Annotated in this window: 2 protein-coding genes; both read left to right on the forward strand. The window is 74.7% G+C overall.

Annotated elements, in window-relative coordinates:
* The coding region (locus ACZ6Y7_RS37855; protein WP_465762529.1) for an SDR family NAD(P)-dependent oxidoreductase at window positions 1–2565 on the forward strand (2565 nt) is incomplete at its 5' end.
* Window positions 2566–2674: 109 nt separating this feature from the next.
* Window positions 2675–4336 (forward strand): type I polyketide synthase (locus ACZ6Y7_RS37860; RefSeq protein WP_465762530.1); only part of this gene is annotated, 1662 nt, incomplete at its 3' end.

The following is a 4336-nucleotide window of genomic DNA, read 5'->3' on the forward strand; positions in this document are numbered from 1 at the left end:
ATGATGTGGGCGGGTGCGCTGACCGGTGAGCTGGTGACCGGGTGCGAGGCGGGTTACTGGCCGGCGCAGACGCGTGGTGCGGTGCGGTTCGCCGATGCCGTCGCGGCTCTCGCCGGGCAGGGTGTCTCGGTGTTCATCGAGGTGGGGCCCGACGGGTCGCTGTCCTCGCTGGGCCCCGACGCGGTGGCCGGCATCGGGGGTGAGGAGCCGGTGTTCGTTCCGCTCCAGCGGCGCGACGACCAGGGCGTGACCGGCCTGGTCGGCGGTCTCGCCCGGGCCTTCGTCAACGGCGCTGCGGTGGAGTGGGGTTCGGTGCTGTCGGCCGGTACGCCGGTCGAGCTGCCCACCTACGCCTTCCGTCACCAGCGGTTCTGGCCGGAGGGCCTGCTGACGCTGCCGACGGCGACTCCGGTCGTCGGCGGGGACGGTGCGAGCACCGAGGCGGAGGCCCGGTTCTGGGCGGCCGTCGAGGACGGGGACCTGGCCCGGATCGCCGACACGCTGGCCATCGAGGACCAGCGGCAGCTCGGCGAGGTCCTGCCGGCCCTGGCGTCCTGGCGGCGCCGGGAGCTGGACCGGTCGATGACCGCGAACTGGCGGTACCGGGGCGGCTGGGCGGCCATCGGCGAGCCCGACTCCCGCGTACTGTCCGGAACTTGGCTGGTCGTCACTCCGGCCGGCTCGGCCGCCGACCAGGCGGCGCGGCAGTGCGCGGCCGCCCTGGCCGGTCGTGGTGCCGAGGTCGTCGTGGTCGAGGTTCCGGCCGGGGTGGTGGACCGGGCGGAGGTGGCGGCGCTGCTGGGTGCGGCGGTGGAGCCTTCCGGCGTTGCCGGGGTGCTGTCGCTGCTGGCGTTGGAGGAGAGGCCGCTGCCGGAGCACCCGGTGGTGACCGGCGGCCTGGCGGCCACCCTGGCGCTCGTCCAGGCGCTGGGCGACGCCGGGATCGCCGCCCCGCTCTGGCTGGCCACGCGTGGTGCGGTGGCGGCCGGTCCGGGTGAGGCGCTGGCCAACCCGGTGCAGGCGCAGGTGTGGGGTCTGGGCCGGGTCGTCGGCCTGGAGCAGCCCGACCGCTGGGGCGGTCTGGTCGACCTTCCCGAGACGCTCGACGAGCGCGCCGGTGGACGCCTGGTGGCGGTGCTGGCCGGCTGCGGCGAGAACGAGGTCGCGCTCCGGTCCGCCGGGATCCTCGGCCGCCGGCTCACGCGGGCCTCGCAGCTCCGCGGCAAGGGGGCGTGGACGCCGCGCGGCAGCGTGCTGATCACCGGTGGCACCGGCGCCATCGCCGGGCACGTCTCGCGCTGGCTGACCGAGCGCGGCACCCAGCGACTGGTGCTCACCGGTCGTTCCGGCCCGGCGGCCGCGGGTGTCGCGGCGACGGTGGCGGAGCTGGCCGCGCGGGGCACCCGGGTGGACGTCGTCTCGTGTGACGTGACGGACCGGGCGGCGCTGGCCGGTCTGGTGGCGTGGATCGGCGAGAGCGGTCCGGCGCTGTCCTCGGTGCTGCACACCGCCGCCGTCCTGGACGACGGCGTCGTGGACCGGCTGTCGGTGTCCCGTCTGGAGACGGTGCTGGCCGCGAAGGCGGCGAGCGCGGTCCACCTGGACGAGCTCACCGCCGGACTGGACCTGGACGCGTTCGTCCTCTTCTCGTCCGCCGCGTCGACGCTCGGCGCCGCCGGTCAGGGCAACTACGCGGCCGCGAACGCCTTCCTCGACGCCCTCGCCGAGAACCGGCGCAGCCGCGGCCTGGCCGCGCTCACCGTTGCCTGGGGTGCCTGGGCCGGCGGTGGCATGGCCGAGTCCAGCAAGGTGGTCCGGGCCCGGGTCAAGCGGGCCCCGATGCCGGCGATGGACCCGCAGCTCGCGGTGCGGGCGCTGGGCGAGTCGCTGGACGGACCGGACGCCGTCGTCACGGTGATGGACGTCAACTGGGCCGAGCTGGTCGCTTCGCCCGGCCCGGTGGATCCGCGGGAGATGCCGCTGGTGCGGGACCTGCCCGAGATCCGTCAGCTGGCCGCGGCGGGCGCCAACGGCGGCGGCGCGGTGCGCGAGGAGGGCGGGCTGGCACGGCGGTTGGCCGGGCTGAGCCGGGCCGAGCAGGAGCGGGTGCTCACCGACGTGGTGCGGAACGAGGTCGCGGTCGTGCTGGGGCACGCCTCCGCCGACGCGATCGAGGACCGGCGCGCGTTCAAGGACCTCGGCTTCGACTCGCTGACCTCGGTCGAACTGCGCAACCGCCTCAACGGTGTGACGGGGCTGCGGCTTCCCGCCACGCTGGTGTTCGACTACCCCACCCCGAACGCCCTTGCCACCTGGCTGCGAACCGAGATTGTCTCGGAGGAAGCGGTGTCGGTGCCGGTCCTCGCCGAGCTCGACCGGCTCGAGGCCGCTCTCCGTACCGGGGCGATGGACGACCCGGTGCGGGAAGAGGCCACCGACCGGCTGCGCCGGCTGCTGGACGCCATCGGCGACCAGGCCGCCGACAAGAGCAAGAAGCGGCGCGAGGAGGAGCTCGAAGGCGCGACCGACGACGAGCTGTTCGCTCTCGTCGACGAGCTCGAGTAACGCCTGTCCGGCCCTGAGGGGCTCCGATCGAACCGGGCTGTCCCGCACGTTCCCGTGCGGGACAGCCCGCCCCTGACTCTGCCCGAAACACCATCGCTGGGAGATGACCGTGTCCGACGAGGACAAGCTTCGTAGTTACCTAAAGCGGGCCATCGCAGACGCCCAGGACGCCCGCGCCCGACTGCGCGAGGTGCAGGAGCAGGCGGCGGAGCCGGTGGCGATCGTCGGCATGGCGTGCCGCTTCCCCGGGGGTGCGGACAGCCCGGAGGAGTTCTGGGAGCTGCTGGCCTCGGGCGGTGACGCGGTGGGCGGGTTCCCGACCGATCGCGGTTGGGACCTGGACGGCGTGTACGACCCGGACGGCGAGCGCGAGGGCACTTCGTACGTGGCGCAGGGCGCGTTCCTGCGGGACGCGACCAGGTTCGACGCCGGGTTCTTCGGGATCAGCCCGCGCGAGGCGCTGGCGATGGACCCGCAGCAGCGCCTGCTGCTGGAGACCTCGTGGGAGGCGCTGGAGCGGGCGGGCATCGACCCGGCGTCCCTGCGGGAGACGGCGACCGGGGTGTTCGCCGGCGGCTTCGGCTCCAACTACGGGATCGGTGTCTCCTGGTCCGGCGAGGGCGGGTCCGGCGTCGAGGGCCACCTGATGACCGGCAACGCGACGAGCGTGCTGTCGGGCCGGGTGTCGTACGTGCTGGGCCTGGAGGGCCCGGCGGTGACGGTGGACACGGCGTGCTCGTCGTCGCTGGTCGCCCTGCACCTGGCCGCCCAGGCGCTGCGCTCGGGCGAGTGCACGCTGGCGCTCGCCGGCGGCGTCACGGTGCTGGTCTCCCCGGGGACGTTCGTGGAGTTCTCGCGGCAGCAGGGGCTGTCGGCGGACGGCCGGTGCCGGGCCTTCTCGGAGGACGCGGACGGCACGGGCTGGGCCGAGGGTGTGGGCATGCTCGTGGTGGAGCGGCTGTCGGACGCGCGGCGCAACGGGCACCGGGTGCTCGCGGTGCTGCGCGGGTCGGCGGTGAACCAGGACGGTGCGTCGAACGGTCTGACGGCGCCGAACGGTCCGTCGCAGCAGCGGGTGATCCGCGCGGCGCTGGCGAACGCGCGGCTGTCGGCCGCCGAGGTCGATGTGGTCGAGGCGCACGGGACGGGCACCACACTGGGCGACCCGATCGAGGCGCAGGCGCTGCTGGCCACCTACGGTCAGGAGCGGCCGGAGGGGCGGCCGTTGTGGCTGGGTTCGGTGAAGTCGAACATCGGGCACACCCAGGCGGCCGCCGGTGTGGCGGGTGTGATCAAGATGGTGCTGGCGCTGCAGCACGAGCAACTGCCGCCCACCCTGCACGCCGAGGTGCCGTCCTCGCACGTCGATTGGTCCGCCGGTGAGGTGGAGCTGCTGACGGAGGCGACACCATGGCCGGCGGGGGAGCGCCCGCGCCGTGCGGGGGTGTCCTCGTTCGGGATCAGCGGCACCAACGCGCACGTCATCGTGGAGGAGGCTCCGGCCGCCGAGCCCGCCGAGGCCGTCCAGGTGCCGGAGACGGCGCCGGTGGTGTCGGGTGCCGGTGCGTGGGTGGTGTCGGGTCGCTCGGCGGACGCTCTGACGGCTCAGGCGGGCCGGCTGCGCGCGTGGGTGGCGGCGCGGCCGGAGCTGGAGCCGGCGGACGTGGCGTGGTCGTTGGCGACCACGCGGTCGGTGTTCGAGCACCGGGCCGTGGTGGTGGGCACCGAGCGTGCCGAACTGCTGCGCGGTGTGGAGAGCCTGGCGGCTGGT

This window comes from Kitasatospora sp. NPDC053308, assembly GCF_055585785.1.